Below are 12,297 nucleotides of genomic sequence, written 5' to 3' on the forward strand. Positions count from 1 at the left end.
AGCGGCCCCGGCCTTACACCCCCAAAAGCCCCCATGGCCGGGGCCGTCTTGCGGCTCTGATTCGTTAACGGTGAGGCCTTCCCAGGTCTTGCCCCGCGAACCCGATTGACTCTGCAGTTTCCCTGTCAAATTATTCGGGAAAATATGGCAACTAGGGCGAGCCATGAAAGATTACGAGGCTCAGCTGGAGAAGTTGCGCACGGACGCGGCCGAGTGCGCACTGATCCGTGATCTTGCGACCGACAAAGCCAAGCGCGAGCTGTTTGATCGGCTGGCCAATCATCTGACCGTGCTCGCGCAACAAGTCGAGATGGCGATGCTGGAGCGGCGCAAAGGCGCTGGACAGTAAGGCCGCCTGAGGTGCTGACGGCTTACAACCCGTCTACGAGGACGGTCGCCGGATCATTGCGGCGGAGGTCGAGCGCGAGGGGTTAGCGGGTCGGAGGCGCCTTCCAGTCGTAGGACTGACGCGCGATCTGGCCAGTGACCTCGAGCTCCTTCTCGTCAGAGAGGCGCCAGGCTGCCACACCGAAGCAGACGGTCAGAACCACGGCGGCAACTAGCAGCAGCATCGATAGAAACTGGCTCACGCCTACACCTCTGAACGCGACCCATCAGTGGAGCGACCACAGAACCTCGATTCGGAAAATGCAGACGCGCTGACCCATCCCCGATTGTCCCCATCAAGTCACACCGGACCCAAGTCACGTGGGGCCAAAGGCGCTCACGAGTCCGATCGTGATTGGGACCAGCGCCACGATGGTCCACAGGGCAGGCGAGCTGGAGGAAAGGCCAACGACCAGTATCCAGGCACCGAAGCCCACGAGGAGCGCCGAGATGGCGTAGGCAAGGGCTTTTTCCATCGTTCGATCTACGCGCAACACAGGATCGATTTGCGCCTGTAAGATTCCCCACTCAAGGAAACGTTCCTATGCCCGTGGTTCGATCGGCGGTTGAGCCGCATGAGCGCAACGTCCATCGCCAAGCCGTGATGCCGCCTCATGTTGCGGTGGGATCGTCGGCACATCAGATCAGCCCGGGCGGTAGCCCGATAGGAGCTGATACGATGCGCTCTGTCCTCGCCAAGGGGCTGTTGATGGGTCTGTTGATTGTCCTGTGCACCGCTGCGAACGCTGCGCCGGCGCATCGCTCCCGTGCACATCACCCGCGCGATCCCGCGGTCGATCGTTCCGGCCCGGACGTGAATCCTCGGGCGCGCTTCGCAGTTCCGGGCTGGAGCGACGAAGCAACGCAGCGCTGGCTGGACAATGCCTCGTCCAATGTCGGCCGAGGGGGATAGCGATCGATTGCGCTGTCAGCCCGCACCCGCGATCCGATGGGGAGCAGATCTGTGGATGGCGAAGGCGGAGCGGCTGAAACGCGATGAGATTTGGATCGTCATCGCGCTTTAGGTTGTTGTTTACGCATGATCTTTCCGGAAAACCGCTTCGCACTTTGCGCTCGCGCGCCCTTCGGGTCCGGATCGCGCTTTAGGCGGCTTGCTCTTCAAACGAGGTGTAGATCCGGCCGGTTGGATCAACGATCTGAACGTCCCAGCAGCCGTCCGCGACTAGCTCTCTGGCCTTCTTGAGGGCCGCCGCGAGTGACAGCCGCTTGAGGCTGACGACGCCTGCCGTGTCGAAACCGCTGATTTCAAACATGCCGCTCCCTCCTGATTTTCTTGAATCCTACACCCTTCCGGCGCGTTGTCTCCCGGCTTTTTTGGGGGCAGGCTGTTGGAACCGACGAGGGTGAGGGCAGTCACCGTAATTCCGGAGCAACCGGTATGGACTTCGTTCAGAGAGTAAAGCGTAAGCTGTTTCGGCCGCGGGAGGTCATTGAGGGGTACGAAAACCCAGAGTTGGTGGAGACGATCTTCCTTAAGACAATCAACTACGAGCCGAGTGGGGACTGGCCGCTCGTCATGGGCGTGAACACCGTTCTCGATTTCGGCGGCGGGGCTGGCTTGCATTACAAGCTTGCCCGCCAGCAGCGCCCGGACATCCGTTGGGCTGTGGTCGAGACGCCGGCCATGGTGCATCGCGCTCGGGAGCTCGCCACTGACCGGTTGATGTTTTTCGAGCGCATCGAGCAGGCCGCGAATTGGCTTGGGATCGTCGATCTCGTCCATTCGAACGGAGCCATACAGTATGTCCGCGACCCGATCGAAACCATCAGAAGCCTCTGTCTGGTGCGGCCGGCGGCGCTTGCTTGGCACCGCGTGCCGCTCAGCGATGAGAGCAGGCGTGAGATGCAGACTTCATACCTGAGTGACAACGGTCCAGGCACATTACGCGCTTCGTCGGAGAAGCTCGTAAGATACGATCGGACTTGGATTTCCGAACAAGCCTTCATTGAGGCGCACAAGAGCTATCGCGTTGCTGAGCGCGGCCCAGATCCTGCCGAGCGGGGAACACAGCAATTCAAGTTCGAACGCTGTTGATTGCGAATTCGACGACATCCCGCCGACCGGAGTTGATCGGCCGCATGGGGCGGGATCAGCAGGACATCGACGAGCTCGCGCATGGAGCGCATCTGCCTGGATCTGGCGGCCACTTCGCCAGAGGAGCGGGCGGGCCTTGCGATCATGACCGGCAACTATCGCGCGGCCATCCTCGATCGCCGTAATCGATCTGCAGACACAGAGCCTTTTCTATCGGCTGGAGTTTCGGCCTAAGTCTTTAATCTTGTTTGGTGAGCGCGCTGGGGCTCGAACCCAGGACCCCGTGATTAAAAGTCACGTGCTCTACCGGCTGAGCTACGCGCTCCCATGGCCGCGGATGGCTTCGAAGAAATCACCATCGCCTTCGGACATTTGAGAAGCATGTCTTGCCGCGACGTCTGACTTGGCGCTGCGGGGAAAACCGGCTGTTTCCGGATCATGCTTTCGGCCCGCGCTGTGTAGGGGCAGTGGCTGCGGAGGTCAATAGTGCGGGTGGCTGCCGAAACTGGCGGCAGAGGCGGGGATTTGCCCGCGGTGTCCGTGACTTAAGGCGGATTTTTCAACCCGATTGGCGGGCCGTCATCCACGCCGAAGAGCACGTGACTTTTAATCACGGGCTCTTGGATGACCGGGCCGCTCCGTCAGTTCGCCTCCCGCCGGACCTCGCTCGGCACCGGCTGCGGCGTTCCGGCCGGGGTCGGCAGGGCGACGGGGCGCAGGCCAATCAGCTCGGCGGTGCGGATCGCGCTGTCGCGCCAGAACTGGAACGAGTTGATGCGGCTGAGCTCGAGGATGGCGATCGCCACCGCCGCGAGGAACGGCAGGCTCTGCAGCACCAGCACGCCGGCGAAGATGTAGATCTCGGTGATCTGGCGGAAGCTGTTGGAGGCGACCAGCACGCCGGCGCCGACCAGCAGAAGGATGCCGATCACGGCTTCCCAGAACGCCTGGAACTCGATCGACATCCGCGACAGGCCGCCCTTGGAGGTGCGCGCGAAGGCGATGTGCTCGGTGATCAGGCCTTGCGCCACCGCGCGCGACACCGTCCATTGCACGCTCATCGCCGCGATCATGGCGCCCAGCATCTGGCCGGGTTTGATCGCGACGCGGGCGCGGTACATCGACAGGAAGTGGGCCAGCGAGACGATGAAGGCGCCGATGATCGGCAGCGTCAGGATCTTGTCGGGGATGGCGATGTCGGCAAAGGCGACGATCGGCACCCAGACGAGGTTGAGCAGCGCCACGACCACGCCGAGGCTTTCAGCACCCAGCCAGTTCAGCCAGCCGAGGCCGTATTCGCGCTTCTGATCGGGCGTCAGCCGGCTCTTGCCGGGCAGGAAGTGCCGCCAGTGCTTCTTGACGATCTGGAGGCCGCCATAGGCCCAGCGGTGACGCTGCTTCTTGAAGGCCTCATAGGTGTCGGGGAGCAGGCCGCGGCCATAGCGGTGATTGGTGTAGTGCGAGACCCAGCCGAGCTCCTGGATCGCAAGGCCGAGATCAGAGTCCTCGCAGATCGTGTCGGACGACCAGCCGCCGGCCATGTCCATCGCGGCGCGGCGGATCAGGCACATCGTGCCGTGCACGATGACGGCGTTGACCTCGTTGCGCTGGACCATGCCGATGTCGAAGAAGCCGGCATATTCGCCGTTCATGATGTAGTGCATGATCGACAGGTCGCCGTCGCGATGCTCCTGCGGCGCCTGCACGAGGCCGACGCGCGGGTCGGCGAAAGCCGGCACGAGGTCCTTCAGCCAGTCGGGATCGACGACATAGTCGGCATCGATGATGCCGATGATCTCGGCATCGACGGCAGTGCGGTCCATCGCGATGCGCAGCGCACCGGCCTTGAAGCCCTGCACCTTCTCGGCGTTGATGAACTTGAAGCGTTCACCGAGCGCGCGGCAATGGTCCTGGATTGGCTGCCAGAAGGCGGGATCCGGCGTGTTGTTGATGATGACGACGCATTCGTAGTTCGGATAGTTCAGCCGCGACAGCGCATCGAGCGTCTGCTTCATCATCTCGACCGGCTCGAAATAGGCCGGAATGTGGATCGAGACCTTCGGGTAGTAATTCTCCGGCACGTTCTCGGCCGGCTTGCCCTTGGTGAGCAGCCGTTGCGGCGGCCGGCCGAAAGCGACGGCCGCGATCTCGTCGATGCGCGCCATCGCGATGAGGACGAGCGGAACGAGGAGGATCATGCCGAGCGTCAGCGCGAAGGCCGAGCCGAAGATGAAATAGTGGCTGTTCCAGAACGCGAACACGGTCGCGGTCCAGGCACCGACGCCGTTGGCGGTCGCCGACAGCAGGAAGGCCTGCTTCGCGGTCGGCTTTTCAAGCCGCAGGATCGGCAGCGACAGCAGGATGCCGACCAGTAGCGCGATTCCCATCAGCTTCCAGTAGTCGGGATTCTCGACCGGGCCGGTCCAGGCGAATTTCGGCTCGCGGCTGGCGTCGAGGATGCCCCAGTACGGACCGACGCCGCCTTCGAAGTATTTCCAGGGCTGATCGATGGCTTCGACGATGTTGTATTCCATGCCGATGGCTTCGGCGCGGCTGACGAAGTTGCGCAAGGTCAGCGCCTGCTGGAACGGACCCGGATCGGCGTTGCGCAAATTGTAGCCCTGACTCGGCCAGCCGAACTCGGCGATCACGATGCGCTTGCCGGGGAACAGGTTGCGCAAGAGATTGTAGCGATCGACGGCCTGGTCGACCGCCTGGTCGGAGCGGAAGTTTTCCCAATAGGGCAGCACGTGGGCGGCGATGAAATCGACGTTGGAGGCAAGGTCGGGATTGTCGCGCCAGATGTTCCAGATCTCGCCTGTCGTGACGGGCACGCGGACGGCGCCCTTCACCTTCTTGATCATGTCGATGAGGTCTTCGACCTTCTGCTCGCCGCGGTAGATCACCTCGTTGCCGACCACGACGCCGACGACGTTACTGTTCTTGCGGGCGAGCTCGATCGCGGCCTTGATCTCGCGCTCGTTGCGGTCCTTGTCCTTGTCGATCCAGGCGCCGACCGTGACCTTGAGGCCGAACTCGGCCGCGATCGGCGGCACCAGTTCCACGCCGCCGGTGGACGAATAGAGACGGATCGCGCGCGTCATGGTCGACAGCGTCTTCAGGTCGGCGCGGATTTTCTCGATGGTCGGGATGTTGTCGATATCGGGGTGAGCCGAGCCCTCGAACGGCGCATAAGACACGCTCGGCAGGAGGCCTTTGAAGTCGGGTGCGGGCTCCCTGTCGCGCAAGACTCCCCACAGCCCCGCGTGAAGCACGGACACAAGCAACAGAACGGCGGCGACAACGCGCATCGCGGCTAAACCAAAAGGGGCTGAGATGGCAGGGAAGCGGATCCGACCCCGAGATCCGACCGAGTCCGCGGCAAATGGAGCATACCTCTGCCGCGCGGTTTCACAACTGTCATGGCCTCATGTCCTTATGAGGGCATGGCCTTTTCAGGAAATGCGCGGCAGTGCCAACCGTTTCTCTGGACGATCGTTCCTGAACGGCGGCTGAAGGTGCCTTCCGACTATTTCTGCGGCGCCGGTGCCGGGCTTGCCGCAGGCGAGGGGCTCGCGGCTGGCTGCGGAGCCTGCGAATTGCCTGACGTCGCCGCCGCCGGCTGGGAGGCCGCGGCCGCCGCCTGTTGCGGCTGGGACGCCGGGTTGATCCAGCAGGCATGCACGCGGCTGTCCAGGGTCTCGGCGACCTTGGGATCGATCTGTCCCCCGAACCGGGTCAGGCAGCGGAAGGCGGCCTGGATGTGGCCGCCGGGGCAGCCGAAGCGGTCGTAGAGGTCGAGATGGCGGAATGCGGTATCGAGGTCATCCCGCCACATCAGCCGCACCACGCGCCGGCCAAGCCAGACGCATTCGGGATTGCCGGCCGGGCCGTTGATGACCTGGGCGGCTTCGGCGAACTCGTCGGTGCGGCGCTGGTTCTGGGCGGCGTCCTTGGCGGCTGCGTCGGCGGGCTGGGCGGCGGCTTTGCCCTGGTCCGGAGCCGGCGCGCCGCTCTGGGCGAAGGCGCCACCGAAACCGACCATGACGACCAGGGAGGAAGCGGCCAAGGTGGCGGCGAACTGCCGCAGGACCGCATTTCGTAACTGACGCACCCGTTGCCGCATGAATTCCCCAATTTCTCCGCTGACCGCCCGCGTCAGGATCCCGCGGACGCGCCGGTCATGGCGTCCAAATGGGTCTCCAATGCGGCGGAAAAGTCCCGCCGAGTCCCATGACCTGTATTTGGAATTTTGTCCAGCAAAGTCACGATCCTAGGCCTCTGTCGAACGGCCGCAGGTAAATTCCTTGGGGGCGCGGGGGATCCACCTGGAGTGCCCCCTTGGCAGATGGCGTGCGAGCAGGTAATCGACGGCCCTTCGCGGAGGACGGAACAAATTTCTCTTCGTACGCCACTGGCGCTTCTGCTCGTTTCACTGGGTGTGATTGCTGCCGTGTGGTGGTGGCTGGCCACGCCGATCACGCTCGCGCGCGCGCCGATCGATCCCGCCGAGAAGGTTCAATGCGTCTCCTACGCGCCGTTCCGCGGCGAGCAGTCGCCACTGAACGCCTGGACCCATATCGAGGCCGATCAGATCGAGCAGGACCTGCGCCAGCTCAAGGAGATCACCGACTGCGTCCGCACCTATTCGATGGAGAACGGGCTCGACCAGGTGCCGGCGATCGCCGCCAAGGTCGGCGGCATCAAGGTGCTGCAGGGCATCTGGCTGTCCAGCAACCGCACCAAGAATTTCGAGCAGGCATCGCTCGCCGTCCGTCTCACCAAGCAATTCCCTGAGGTCATCACCGCGGTCATCGTCGGCAACGAGGTGCTGCTGCGCGGCGAGATGACGACGGCGGACCTCGTCTCCATCATCCGTGCGGTGAAGGCGCAGGTCAGCGTGCCCGTCACTTATGCCGACGTCTGGGAGTTCTGGCTGAAGAACCGCGAGGTCTATGACGCCGTGGATTTCGTCACGATCCACATCCTGCCCTATTGGGAGGATTTCCCGGTCAAGGCGAAATTCGCAGCCGCCCATGTCGAGACGATCCGCGAGCGCATGGCGGTGGCGTTTCCGGGCAAGGAAATCCTGATCGGCGAGACCGGCTGGCCGAGCGAAGGCCGCATGCGCGACGGCGCGCTGCCCTCGCGCACCAACCAGGCGCGCGTCGTCTCGGAAATCCTCAGCCTCGCAAAGGCGCAGAAATTCCGCGTCAATCTGATCGAGTCCTACGACCAGCCCTGGAAGCGCAAGCTGGAAGGCACCGTCGGCGGCTATTGGGGCCTCTATGACTCGGTGCGGAGGAACCTGAAATATCCGCCGGGCCAGCCGATCAGCAATTTCCCGTACTGGAAATGGTACATGGGCGCGGGCATGGGCCTGTCCGTGCTGGTGTTCGCGGTGGCGTTGATCACGCTGCGGCGGCGGCCGTGGACGCCGCGCTTCTCGGCCTGGCTCGGCGTCGCCATCTCGGCCACATCTGCGGGCATCCTGCTCGGGATCGGCGCCGACAAGATGTATTACGAGAGTTACGGCATCGGCGGCTGGCTGCATTGGGGTGCGCTGCTGCTCGCCGGCATCCTGTCGCCGATCTTCTGCGCGCAGGCGATGGTGATCGGCCGGAGCCTGCCGACCTTCCTCGATCTGCTCGGCCCGCGCGAGGGGCGGAAATGGTCGAAGCTGACGGCGGTGCTGGGTCTCACGCTGGCGCTGACGGCGGTGATCGCGGCGCAGACCGCGCTCGCCTTCGTGTTCGACCCGCGCTACCACGACTTCCCTTACGCCTCGCTGACGATGGCGGTGGTGCCGTTCGCGCTGTTGATGCTGAACCGGCCGCAGATCGGCCAGCGTCCGATCGCGGAAGCGGTGTTCGCAGGCGTGCTCGCGCTCTCGGCGGTCTATGTGCTGTTCAACGAGGGCCGCGAGAACTGGCAGTCGCTGTGGACCTGCGCGATCTATCTCTTGTTCGCGCTCACGCTGTGGCGGGCGCGGGCCGAGCAAATCCAAGAATGAGCAGGCCGATCGCAAGGCCCGACAGCACGACATTGTAGAGCACGATGCCGAGCCCGGCGGCGATGATGCCGACGGTGAGCAGCACGATCGACGGTCGCATCAGGTTCAGCGTCGCCGCCACCAGCGCGACGATCCCGAACACCGAATTCTTGAACAGCACGGTCGCGACCGAACGCGCCTTGCAGATCAGCGTCTGCAGGCCGGCGTCGCAGGCAAGCCCGACGGTCGAGAGCTCGATCCCGAGATAGCGCAGATAGAGCGCGTAGCCGACCGATGCGAAGCCGACCACGATCAGGAACTGGACCTGGTAGGGCGTGAGGCGAAAAGGCTTTTTTGTCATGGGCGCAATATGGTCGGGATGAAGGGAGGGGGCAACAGGGGAGAGCCGGGTTTCCTGCGAATTGACGCAAGGATCTCCGGCCAAATCAATTGGCGAGATGCCTACCGCCTGAAGAACGACGACAATGTCGATCCTGCCGACGCGGTCTCCGGCTTTGCCTGAGCCGTTGGCTGGGGCGCCGCAGGCGCAGGCGTGGGCTCCTCGCGCTTCGACGAGCGTTTTGAGGAGTAACTGCGGCGGTGCTTCTCCGGTTTGGCGGCCGGTGCGGGAGCAGGGGCGGTCTCGGCTTGGGGGACGCCCTCCTGGTTCTTCTCGGAGTTTTTCTCCTGGACCCGGTCCTGAGATTTCTCCTGTCCCTTTTCTTGTCCCTTCTCTTGCCCTTTGTCCGAACCGCCGCGCATCGACAGCCGCTGGCCGTCGAACACGGTGGTCTCGCAATGACGGTCGTTTTCGGTGAGGCCCGCGCAGAGCTTTGCGGCGGCGGCGGCGTTGATCAGCGGGCCGGCCCCGAGGCGAAGCTGCATTCCGAGGCCGCTGCTGCCTTCCTTGATCATGATGATCGGTCGCAGGCCCGCCACTTCCGGGTTGGTCTTGGTCACGCCGCGCCAGAGCGCGCGCAGGCCGTCGATCGAATTGGCGCCGCCGAGGTCGATCGCAAAGCGCGTCTGCTGGACCGCGATCGCCGGCGCCTCGCTCTCGGTGGCTTCCGGCGGCTTGGCTGACGCGGCCGCGACCTCGGTCGGGACGGGCGCTGGCTCGGTCTTCTTCTCGGCGGCCTTCTCGGTCGCCTCGGGCTGCATCAATTTCGATGCAGCCGGATCGGGCGGCGCCATGATCGACTTGGACGGCACCAGCGGAATCGCCGGCAACGCCGAATTCGCCGGCGCCTGCTGGACCAGCGAGGCGGCGGCCGCGGTCTGCGGCGGCGGGCTTGCCGGTTCCTTGGCAGCTTCCTTCTGAGTGTCCTTCGAGGTGTCCCTGGACGCCTCGGTGCGCGGCTTGTCACTGCCGGGGGCCGGCGTCGAGGCAACCGGCGCGACGCTCGGGGCCGCGGGTGCGGCGTCCTGGGGCTTTGCCGCCTGCGGCGTCGCGGCGGTCTGCCTGGCGATGGCGCCGGTGACGGAATCGAGCCCTTGCTCGAGCACGGTGACGCGTGAATAGAGCCGGTCGCGATCGGTGTTCAGCGTCTCGATGGCGGCGGCGAGCCGGCGCGCCTCGTTCTGGCTCTCCTTGGTCAGCAGCTTGAGCCGGTCGGCCTGGCGGGCGAGATCGGCGGAGGCGACCTGATCGCGCCGCCAGCCGAGCTGGGCCTGATTGGCCATCACCGCCACCACGACGGCGCCGACGGCCGCCACGCCCCACGTGCCCAGCCGCCACATCGTGCTGCGATCGACTGTGCTTTCCTCGGCCAGAAGTGCGGAGAACAGCCCGCCGGTCTCCTTGGTGCCGAAGGCATCCGCCAGTGGGTCGGAATCCTTTGCCATGAACGTTAAGTGCCCAGCCCCATCGGGCATCCCCGAATCAATGGGGAACATTAACAGGAAAACCCCGTCGCACTTGAATTCCGGGCGTTTGCGGAGGTAGCAAGGCGCCCATGAGGGCGGCTCGCCACCCGTCGCGCAATTGATTCGGCCATATCTGACAGGATTTCGATGACCGCCCGCTCAAGCCTCACGATCGTGCTCGCCGCCGGCGAGGGCACGCGCATGCGATCGAGCCTGCCGAAAGTGCTGCATCCGGTCGCACATCAGACGCTGCTCGCCCACGTGCTCGCCGCCGCGCCCAAGGGAACCGGCACGTCGCTCGCCGTCGTGATCGGCCCCGACCATCAGGCGGTCGCGGACGAGGCGAGGCGCATCAGGCCCGATGCGCTCACCTTCGTGCAGGCCGAGCGCCTCGGCACCGCGCATGCGGTGCTGGCGGCACGCGAGGCGATCGCGCGGGGCGTCGACGATCTCCTGATCGCGTTCGGCGACACGCCGCTGATCTCGGCCGAGACGTTTGCGCGGCTGCGCGCGCCGCTGGCCAAGGGCGCTGCGATTGCCGGCCTCGGCTTCCGCGCCGCCGATCCCACCGGCTATGGCCGCTTCATCGTCGAGGGTGACCGCCTGGTCGCGATCCGCGAGCAGGCCGACGCCAGCGAGGAAGAACGCAAGATCGACCTGTGCAATGCCGGGCTGATGGCGATCGACGGACGCCGCGCGCTCGATATCCTCGGGCAGATCGGCAATGCCAATTCCAAGGGCGAATATTATCTCACCGACGCGGTCGACATCGTCCGCAAGCAGGGATGGGAGTCCGTCGTGATCGAGACCAGCGAAGACGAAGTGCGCGGCATCAACACCAAGGCGCAGCTCGCCGAGGCCGAAGCCGTGATGCAGGCGCGGCTGCGCAAGGCCGCGATGGAGGCGGGCGTGACACTGATCGCGCCGGAGACCGTTTATCTCTCCGCCGATACCGTGTTCGGCAAGGACGTGACCATCGAGCCGTTCGTGGTGATCGGCCCGGGCGTGTCGATTGCCGACGGCACGGTGATCCACTCGTTCTCGCACATCGTCGAGACCACGCTCGGCAAGAAGGTCTCGATCGGCCCCTATGCGCGGCTTCGGCCCGGCACCTCGCTCGGCGACGGCGCGCGCATCGGCAATTTCGTGGAGACCAAGGCCGCGACGCTGGAGGCCGGCGTCAAGGTCAATCACCTCTCCTACATTGGCGATGCCACCGTCGGCGCCAATTCCAACATCGGCGCCGGCACCATCACCTGCAACTACGATGGCTTCAAGAAGCACAAGACGGTCATCGGGCAGGGCGCCTTCGTCGGCACCAATTCCTCGCTGGTCGCGCCGGTCAAGATCGGCAACGGCGCCTATATCGGCTCGGGCTCGGTGATCACGCGCGATGTGCCCGACGACGCCATGGCGCTGGAGCGCAATCAGCAGACCATCCGGGAAGGCGGCGCGACGCGCTATCGCGAGATGAAGACCGGCAAGAAACCGGAGAAGTGAGCGGCGGAGGTCCGCGCCCCTTCCGGGGGCGTTGGGAGTGCGCGCTCATGGTCGAGTTCATCGGCAGTCTGATCGATTTTCTCGTCGAGGCCTTCATTACGGCGATGGGACGAGGCGTGCTGAAGCTGTTCGGCGTGCGGCGCCCGCAGGAAATCGCCTCGCTGTTCGCAGGCATGGCGCTCTGGGCGCTCGTCGCCATCCTCGTGTTTGCCGCGGTCCTGAGATGGTGAGGCGCGCCGCTATTCGTCGTCGGCGAATTCGGAGAAGATCGCGCGGGTCAGGCGCCAGCCGCGCGGCTTGGCGCGCTTGGCCGGCTCGCCTTGCACATGCTTGACGAAGACCGGCTTGCTTTCCTTGCCGCGCATGGGGGGCGGCCAATGCGCAAGGTGCGTGCCCGAGGTCTCGCTGGCACGCAGATACAGGGACGACAGACCTTTGCGGTCGGATGAGCCTTTCATGGCCTTGTTCTCCTGGCCGGAATCGTTGGTCAAACTTG

15 protein-coding genes and 1 tRNA gene are annotated in these 12,297 nt (G+C 64.6%); 7 read left to right on the forward strand and 9 right to left on the reverse strand.

The window, feature by feature from the left end; translation table 11 throughout:
- Nucleotides 1-163 precede the first annotated feature (163 nt).
- Nucleotides 164-349: a hypothetical protein gene (locus AAFG16_RS25420; protein ID WP_283079138.1), complete on the forward strand. Its 186-nt coding sequence runs from the start codon at nt 164-166 to the stop codon at nt 347-349.
- An 82-nt stretch (nt 350-431) separates the two neighbouring features.
- Here AAFG16_RS25420 and AAFG16_RS25425 read toward each other — a convergent pair whose 3' ends face one another.
- Both AAFG16_RS25425 and AAFG16_RS25430 read right to left on the reverse strand, forming a co-directional pair.
- Nucleotides 432-590, reverse strand: a complete 159-nt coding sequence (locus tag AAFG16_RS25425; RefSeq protein ID WP_283079139.1) for a hypothetical protein — start codon at nt 588-590, stop codon at nt 432-434.
- Nucleotides 591-704: 114 nt separating this feature from the next.
- Complete coding sequence (locus AAFG16_RS25430) at nt 705-863, reverse strand: hypothetical protein (protein WP_342729732.1); 159 nt, start codon at nt 861-863, stop codon at nt 705-707.
- A gap of 203 nt (nt 864-1,066) precedes the next feature.
- On the opposite strand from AAFG16_RS25430, the gene AAFG16_RS25435 reads away from it, so the two are divergent.
- A complete protein-coding gene (locus tag AAFG16_RS25435) occupies nt 1,067-1,300 on the forward strand; it encodes a hypothetical protein (RefSeq protein WP_342729734.1) in 234 nt (77 codons plus the stop codon).
- Nucleotides 1,301-1,490: 190 nt separating this feature from the next.
- Here the strand turns inward: AAFG16_RS25435 and AAFG16_RS25440 are convergent, their stop codons facing one another.
- Complete coding sequence (locus AAFG16_RS25440) at nt 1,491-1,661, reverse strand: hypothetical protein (protein ID WP_283079140.1); 171 nt, start codon at nt 1,659-1,661, stop codon at nt 1,491-1,493.
- A 125-nt stretch (nt 1,662-1,786) separates the two neighbouring features.
- Between AAFG16_RS25440 and AAFG16_RS25445 the strand changes: the two genes are divergently transcribed.
- Nucleotides 1,787-2,443, forward strand: a complete 657-nt coding sequence (locus tag AAFG16_RS25445; protein WP_342729736.1) for a methyltransferase domain-containing protein — start codon at nt 1,787-1,789, stop codon at nt 2,441-2,443.
- An 81-nt stretch (nt 2,444-2,524) separates the two neighbouring features.
- Complete coding sequence (locus tag AAFG16_RS25450; RefSeq protein WP_342729738.1) at nt 2,525-2,677, forward strand: hypothetical protein; 153 nt, start codon at nt 2,525-2,527, stop codon at nt 2,675-2,677.
- Nucleotides 2,678-2,692: 15 nt separating this feature from the next.
- On the opposite strand, the gene AAFG16_RS25455 is transcribed toward AAFG16_RS25450, so the two are convergent.
- From AAFG16_RS25455 to AAFG16_RS25465, 3 genes are all read right to left on the reverse strand, one after another.
- Nucleotides 2,693-2,768: transfer RNA gene (locus AAFG16_RS25455), tRNA-Lys, on the reverse strand.
- A 316-nt stretch (nt 2,769-3,084) separates the two neighbouring features.
- Nucleotides 3,085-5,754 carry a glycosyltransferase gene (locus AAFG16_RS25460; RefSeq protein ID WP_342729740.1) on the reverse strand — a complete coding sequence of 890 codons (2,670 nt, stop codon included), beginning with the start codon at nt 5,752-5,754 and terminating at the stop codon, nt 3,085-3,087.
- A gap of 218 nt (nt 5,755-5,972) precedes the next feature.
- Nucleotides 5,973-6,569 carry a beta-1-3, beta-1-6-glucan biosynthesis protein gene (locus AAFG16_RS25465; RefSeq protein WP_283079143.1) on the reverse strand — a complete coding sequence of 199 codons (597 nt, stop codon included), beginning with the start codon at nt 6,567-6,569 and terminating at the stop codon, nt 5,973-5,975.
- Between the two features lie 222 nt (nt 6,570-6,791).
- Here AAFG16_RS25465 and AAFG16_RS25470 point away from each other — a divergent pair, with 222 nt between their 5' ends.
- The gene (locus AAFG16_RS25470) at nt 6,792-8,456 is read left to right on the forward strand and encodes a beta-(1-6) glucans synthase (RefSeq protein ID WP_283086966.1); all 1,665 of its coding nucleotides are present in this window, start codon (nt 6,792-6,794) and stop codon (nt 8,454-8,456) included.
- Here the strand turns inward: AAFG16_RS25470 and AAFG16_RS25475 are convergent.
- Together AAFG16_RS25475 and AAFG16_RS25480 are read right to left on the reverse strand one after the other, a co-directional pair.
- A complete protein-coding gene (locus AAFG16_RS25475; protein WP_283079144.1) occupies nt 8,416-8,796 on the reverse strand; it encodes a hypothetical protein in 381 nt (126 codons plus the stop codon). The genes AAFG16_RS25470 and AAFG16_RS25475 overlap by 41 nt on opposite strands.
- A gap of 101 nt (nt 8,797-8,897) precedes the next feature.
- On the reverse strand, nt 8,898-10,280 hold the full coding sequence (locus AAFG16_RS25480) for a hypothetical protein (RefSeq protein ID WP_342729743.1): 1,383 nt from the start codon (nt 10,278-10,280) through the stop codon (nt 8,898-8,900).
- A gap of 168 nt (nt 10,281-10,448) precedes the next feature.
- Here AAFG16_RS25480 and glmU point away from each other — a divergent pair, with 168 nt between their 5' ends.
- Nucleotides 10,449-11,801, forward strand: a complete 1,353-nt coding sequence (glmU, locus tag AAFG16_RS25485; protein ID WP_342729745.1) for a bifunctional UDP-N-acetylglucosamine diphosphorylase/glucosamine-1-phosphate N-acetyltransferase GlmU — start codon at nt 10,449-10,451, stop codon at nt 11,799-11,801.
- 47 nt (nt 11,802-11,848) lie between these two features.
- Nucleotides 11,849-12,031: a hypothetical protein gene (locus tag AAFG16_RS25490; protein ID WP_342729747.1), complete on the forward strand. Its 183-nt coding sequence runs from the start codon at nt 11,849-11,851 to the stop codon at nt 12,029-12,031.
- A 9-nt stretch (nt 12,032-12,040) separates the two neighbouring features.
- Here the strand turns inward: AAFG16_RS25490 and AAFG16_RS25495 are convergent, their stop codons facing one another.
- Nucleotides 12,041-12,259 (reverse strand): hypothetical protein, encoded by a 219-nt coding sequence (locus AAFG16_RS25495; protein ID WP_283079147.1) that lies wholly within the window; start codon nt 12,257-12,259, stop codon nt 12,041-12,043.
- Between the last annotated feature and the right edge of the window lie 38 nt (nt 12,260-12,297).

Origin of the sequence: Bradyrhizobium sp. B117, from assembly GCF_038969555.1 — a bacterium.
Classification (GTDB): Bacteria; Pseudomonadota; Alphaproteobacteria; order Rhizobiales; family Xanthobacteraceae; genus Bradyrhizobium.